5 protein-coding genes are annotated in these 5462 nt (G+C 67.8%); all 5 read right to left on the bottom strand.

Translation table 11 applies throughout. The features are described 5' to 3' along the window. Nucleotides 1-188: 188 nt before the first annotated feature. Nucleotides 189-1004, bottom strand: coding sequence for an SDR family oxidoreductase (locus F3J14_RS33265; RefSeq protein WP_166726512.1), 816 nt, complete (start codon nt 1002-1004; stop codon nt 189-191). 23 nt (nt 1005-1027) lie between these two features. Further along, complete coding sequence (araH, locus tag F3J14_RS33270; protein WP_012363061.1) at nt 1028-2044, bottom strand: L-arabinose ABC transporter permease AraH; 1017 nt, start codon at nt 2042-2044, stop codon at nt 1028-1030. Between the two features lie 90 nt (nt 2045-2134). Further along, on the bottom strand, nt 2135-3646 hold the full coding sequence (araG, locus tag F3J14_RS33275) for an L-arabinose ABC transporter ATP-binding protein AraG (RefSeq protein ID WP_165750853.1): 1512 nt from the start codon (nt 3644-3646) through the stop codon (nt 2135-2137). Between the two features lie 68 nt (nt 3647-3714). After that, on the bottom strand, nt 3715-4710 hold the full coding sequence (locus tag F3J14_RS33280; protein WP_166726513.1) for an arabinose ABC transporter substrate-binding protein: 996 nt from the start codon (nt 4708-4710) through the stop codon (nt 3715-3717). Between the two features lie 102 nt (nt 4711-4812). Beyond that, the coding region (locus tag F3J14_RS33285) for an SDR family oxidoreductase (protein WP_166726514.1) at nt 4813-5462 on the bottom strand (650 nt) is incomplete at its 5' end.

Raw genomic sequence — 5462 nt, forward strand, 5'->3', positions numbered from 1 at the left:
TAACGCGGCGGTCTGCGGGCCGGCGCTGACCGGCTGCGCGGCGGCAGCCAGGCGCGCGCGGCGCGACTGGCTCGTGGACGACAAGGCGCGCGAGGACGTGGCGGTCATGGTGAACTCCTTTGCTTCGTCGATGAAACGATACCGGTCGTCGCGCGATGCCGCGCGAACCCCAACACCCATACCAACAATCAGGCCCAGCCGCCGTCGACCACCACGTCCTGCGCGGTGATCATCCGGCTGTCGTCGGCCGCGAGAAACAGCGCCATGCGCGCGAGATCGTCCGGCAGCAGCTCGGCGTCGATGCACTGGCCCGCCTTGATCGCCGCCCGGCCCGCGTCGTCGAGCCATAACTTGCGCTGCTTGTCGGTCATCACCCAGCCGGGCACCAGCGAATTCACGCGGATCCCGAACGGGCCGAGATCGCGCGCGAGCCCGCGCGTGAGCCCCTGCACGGCCGCCTTCGCCATCACGTAGACGGGATAGCCGCCGTTCTTCAGCATCCAGCTGATCGAGCCGAGATTGATGATCGCGCCGCCGCCGCGCTGCTTCATGTCGTCGATCACCGCCTGCGCGGCGAAGAACTGGTGGCGCAGGTTCACGGCGATGCCTGCGTCGAACGACGCCGGTGTCACGTCGGCGATCGCGTGGCGCGTGTCGTTCGCCGCGTTGTTCACGAGCACCGCGATCGCGCCGATCCGGGCGCGGATCGCGTCGATCGCATGGCGCAGCGCGTCGATGTCGGTCAGGTCGCACGGAAGGAACAGCGGCGCGTGGCGTACCTCCGGCATCTGCGCGAGGCTTTCCGCGAGCGCCTGGCCCGCCTGCGCGTCGAGATCGACAAACGCGACGCGTGCGCCCTGCCGCGCGAAGTGCTCGACGAACGCCGCGCCGATCCCGGTCGCGCCGCCCGTGATCAGCACCGCGCGATCCTCGAGGCTCGGGTAGCGCGCATAGCGCGCGTCGCTCGCGGCGCGCGGATCCTGCGCGGAAGTTTCGATGGTCATGCGAATCGTCTCCGTGGAATCGGTCAGTCGCGTACGCCGCGATTCTTCAGCTGGTCGAGCAGCACGGCCGCGAGCAGGATCGCGCCGCGCACCAGGTACTGGTAGAACGCGTCGATGTTCATCAGGTTCATCACGTTCTCGACGGTGCCCATGATCAGCACGCCGATCACGACGCCCGAGATCGTCGCGCGGCCGCCCATCAGCGACACGCCGCCGAGCACGCATGCGGAGATCACGTTCAGCTCGAAGCCCTGCGCGGCGTTCGGCTGGCCCGACGTGATGCGCGACGCGAGGATCACGCCGGCGAGCGCCGTCACCGCGCCCTGGATCAGGAAGATGTAGACGCGCGTGCGTTCGACGTTGATCCCCGCCAGGCGCGACGCCTCCGGGTTGCCGCCGATCGCGAGCGTATTGCGGCCGTACACGGTCTGGTTCAGCAGCACGCCGAACACGATGAAGCACAGGAGCGTGACCCAGATCGGCAGCGATACGCCGAACAGCGACAGCCCGCCGAGCGCGATGAACGTATCCGACGACACGCCGACTGCCTGCCCCTTCGACACGATGAAGCCGAGCCCGCGCACGATTTCCATCGTCGCGAGCGTCGTGATCAGCGCGTTGATGCGCAGGTACGCGATCACCGCGCCGTTCACGAACCCGATCGCCGCACCGGCCGCGACCGCGGCGATGATCGCGACGAACGTGTTGTCGGTCGCGTTCAGCACCATCGCGCACAGCACGCCGGAGAACGCGACGGTCGAGCCGATCGACAGGTCGAAGTCGCGCGAGGCCAGACAGAACATCATCGTGCACGCGACCATCCCGATCTGCGAGATCGACAGCGCGAGGCCGAGCATGTTGTCGATCGAGAAGAAGTGATCGACCGTCAGCGACATCGTCAGGAACATCACCGCGAAGATCGCGATCAGGCTGTATTCGGTGAGGTGCTGCCACCACTTCTGGCGGTCGCTCTGCTGTGGAACCAGCGCGTCAGCCGACGGCTTCACGGCTGCGCTGGCGAGGTTTTCCCGGACTTGCATGGTTGTGTCTCCTGCTCCTGCGTCGCGCGGCCCGCGCCGCGCGTGATCGATTCGAATATCCTGCGTCGCCCGCGGCGACCTGACACCGCGTCAGGCCGCCTCGGCGACGCTCGTCTGCGGCAGCGCGAGGCTGAGCACCGCATGCTCGTTCGCCTGCGCGCGCGACAGCTCGCCCGCGATGCGGCCTTCGCGCATCACGACGATGCGGTCGGACACGCCGAGCACTTCCGGCAGCTCCGACGACACCATCACGATCGCGCAGCCGCGCTCCGCGAGCCGGTAGATCACGTCGTAGATCTCGTGCTTCGCGCCGACGTCGATCCCGCGCGTCGGCTCGTCGAGGATCACCACCTTCAGGTCGGGCTCCGCGAGCCAGCGCGACAGGATCGCCTTCTGCTGGTTGCCGCCCGACAGGAAGCGGATCTTCTGCCGGCGGTTCGGCGTCTTGATCTTCAGCCGCTGGATGAAGCGGTCGGCCGTTTCGATCTCGGTCTTGCGGTCGATGAAGAGTCCGGCGCGCAGCGAATGCCGGCGGCAGCTGATGTTGATGTTCTCCGCGACCGAAGCCATCGCGATGATCCCTTCTTCCTTGCGGTCCTCCGGACACAGCACGATGCCGTGGCGGATCGCGTCGCCGGTGCGCTTCACGTCGATGCGCTTGCCGTCGAGCGTCAGCTCGCCCGCGCGCCGGCGGTCCGCGCCGTACACGAGCCGCATCAGTTCGCTGCGCCCCGCGCCGACCAGCCCGAAGAACCCGACGATCTCGCCCGCGCGCACCGAGAAGCTCGCCGGCTCGCGCAGCGCCGGGCCGTCGACGCCTTCGGCCGAAAACCGCACGTCGCCGAGCGCGCGCGGCGCGTAATGGTAGATGTCCGAAATCTCGCGCCCGACCATCTCGGCGACGAGCTGCTCGCGCGGCACGTCGGCGAGCGATTCGTGCGACGCGATCTTGCGCCCGTCGCGGAAGATCGTGCACGCATCGCACAGCCGGTAGATCTCGTCCATCCGGTGCGAGATGTAGATCAGCGCACGGCCCTGCGCGCGCAGGTCGTCGACGAGCTTGAACAGCACCTCGGTCTCGCGATGCGACAGCGAGCTCGTCGGCTCGTCGAGCGCGATCACGCGCGCGTTGCGCATCAACGCCTTGCAGATTTCGACCATCTGCCGCTGCGCGATCGACAGCCGCCCGAGCTTCGCGTCGGGATCGAGATCGACGCCCATCGCGGCGAGCCGCTCGCGCACGTGGCGCTTCGCCTCGCCCTTCTTCACCCAGCCGAGCGCGTTCGGCAGGCGGCCGAGCAACAGGTTCTCCGCGACCGTCAGGTCGGGCACGTACTGCAGTTCCTGGTGAATCACTGCAATGCCGGCCGCGATCGACGCGGCCGCACTCGAGAAATGCACGGGCTGGCCGTCGACCAGCACGCTGCCCGCATCGGGCTGGTATTCGCCGCCGAGAATCTTCAGCAGCGTCGACTTGCCCGCGCCGTTCTCGCCCATCAGGCCATGCACCTCGCCCGCATGCACGTCGAACGAAATGCCGTCGAGTGCGCGCACGCCGGGAAATACCTTGCCGATATTGTCAAAACGCAGTGCCGCTGACACGTCGTCTCCCCACTTTGCAGATCCATCGATCGCCGGCTGCCGCGTCGCCGCGCCAGCCGGCAAGCCGCTTACTTCGATGCGAGCCCCATCTCGTCGCGCACCTTCGACACGTTGTCGCGCGTCGCGAGCATGCCCGTCGTCAGCGTCAGCGCCGGCGGTGCCTTGCCCTGCGTGATCCATGCGTACATCAGGTCCGAGGTTTCCTCGCCGTGGCGCTTCGGGCTGATGATCACGGTGCCGTAGAAGCCCGTCGGCTGCGGCTTCTTGAATTCGCTGAGCGCCGAATCGGAACCACCGATGCCGATGCCGATCATGTTGTCCGCCTTGAAGCCGCGCCCTTCGGCCGCGCGCACCGCGCCGAGCACGGCTTCGTCGTTCAGGCCGTAGGCGACCCAGTGCTTGAACTGCGGGTTCTTGGTGAGCGCGATGTTCGCCGCGTTGAACGCGTTCTCGGTGTCGGTCTTCGCCTGCGGCGCCGCGATCACGTTCGCCTTCGGGAAACCGGCCGCCACCAGCGCGTCGGTCGCGCCGCTCGTGCGGTCGTGCGCGGTCGGCAGCTGCTCGTACGTGATGTCGATCGCGCCGACGTCCTTCATGTTCCAGCCGCGCTTCTTGATCTCGGCCGCGATGCCGTCGCCGACCTGCTTGCCGATGTTGTACGCGGAAATGCCCATGTGCGGCACCGACTCGATCGGCTTGCCCGCGCCGTCGACGAGGCGGTCGTCGACCGTCATCATCTTCAGGTTGTGCGACTTCGCCTTCGCGACGATGCCCGGCCCGAGCTTCACGTCGGGCGTGCAGATGATGAAGCCCTGCGCCTTCTGCGCGGACAGGTTGTCGATCGCGCTCATCACCTTCTCGCCCGACGGCGCGCCGATCTTCACGAGCGTGAAGCCCTTGTCCTTCGCGGCCATCTCGGCGAACTTCCACTCGTCCTGGAACCACGGCTCTTCCGGCTGCTTCACCAGAAAGCCGATCTTGACCGGATCGGCCGCGTGCGCGACCGGACTCCCCATCACCACCGCCGCCGCGGCGGCCAGCGTTACGAACGTTCTGCGTTTCATCTCCAGTGTCTCCTTGTCTTCATCGAACAGGATGCAGCCGCTTGTTGGTTTCGACGCAGCGTGCGCGCGGCCGTCGCACGTGCGGTCTTTCGAATCGTTGCGTCAATCGTGGTACAGCGCCGCGCGCCCGCCGTCGACGGTGATGCACGCGGCATTGATGAACGGCGCCTCGTCGGAGGCGAGGAACACGGCCGTCATCGCGACTTCCTCCGGTTTGCCGATCCGCTTCATCGGCTGCAGTGCGAGCGTCTCGGCACGCGCCGCGGCCGGGTCGGCCTGCGCATCCCACCAGTCGCGCGTGAGCTGCGTCTCGATGTAGCCGGGCGCGATCGCGTTCATCCGCACGTTGCGCGCCGCGTATTCGATGCCGAGCGCACGCGTGAGGCCCAGCACGCCGTGTTTCGCGACCGGGTACGGAAAGCAGCCCGGGATGATCCGGAACGCATGCGTCGACGCGATGTTCACGATGCTGCCGCGACCGCGTTCGACCATCCCGGGCAGCGCCGCGCGGCAGCCGTGCCACACGCCGTCGAGGTCGACCGCGAAGCAGCGGCGCCAGTCGTCGTCCGTCATCGTCAACGGATCGGCGAACACGTTGATGCCAGCGTTGTTCACCAGCACGTCGAGCGGGCCGAGCGCCGCTTCGGTCTGCGCGAACGCGTCGCGCACCGAGTCCTGCCGCGCGACGTCCGCGTGCAGCGCGAGCACGCGCGCGCCGTCGATGCCGGCGGCGATCGCAGCCGCCGTGCGCT

Origin of the sequence: Burkholderia sp. Tr-862, assembly GCF_011753085.1 — a bacterium.
Lineage (GTDB): Bacteria > Pseudomonadota > Gammaproteobacteria > Burkholderiales > Burkholderiaceae > Burkholderia > Burkholderia ambifaria.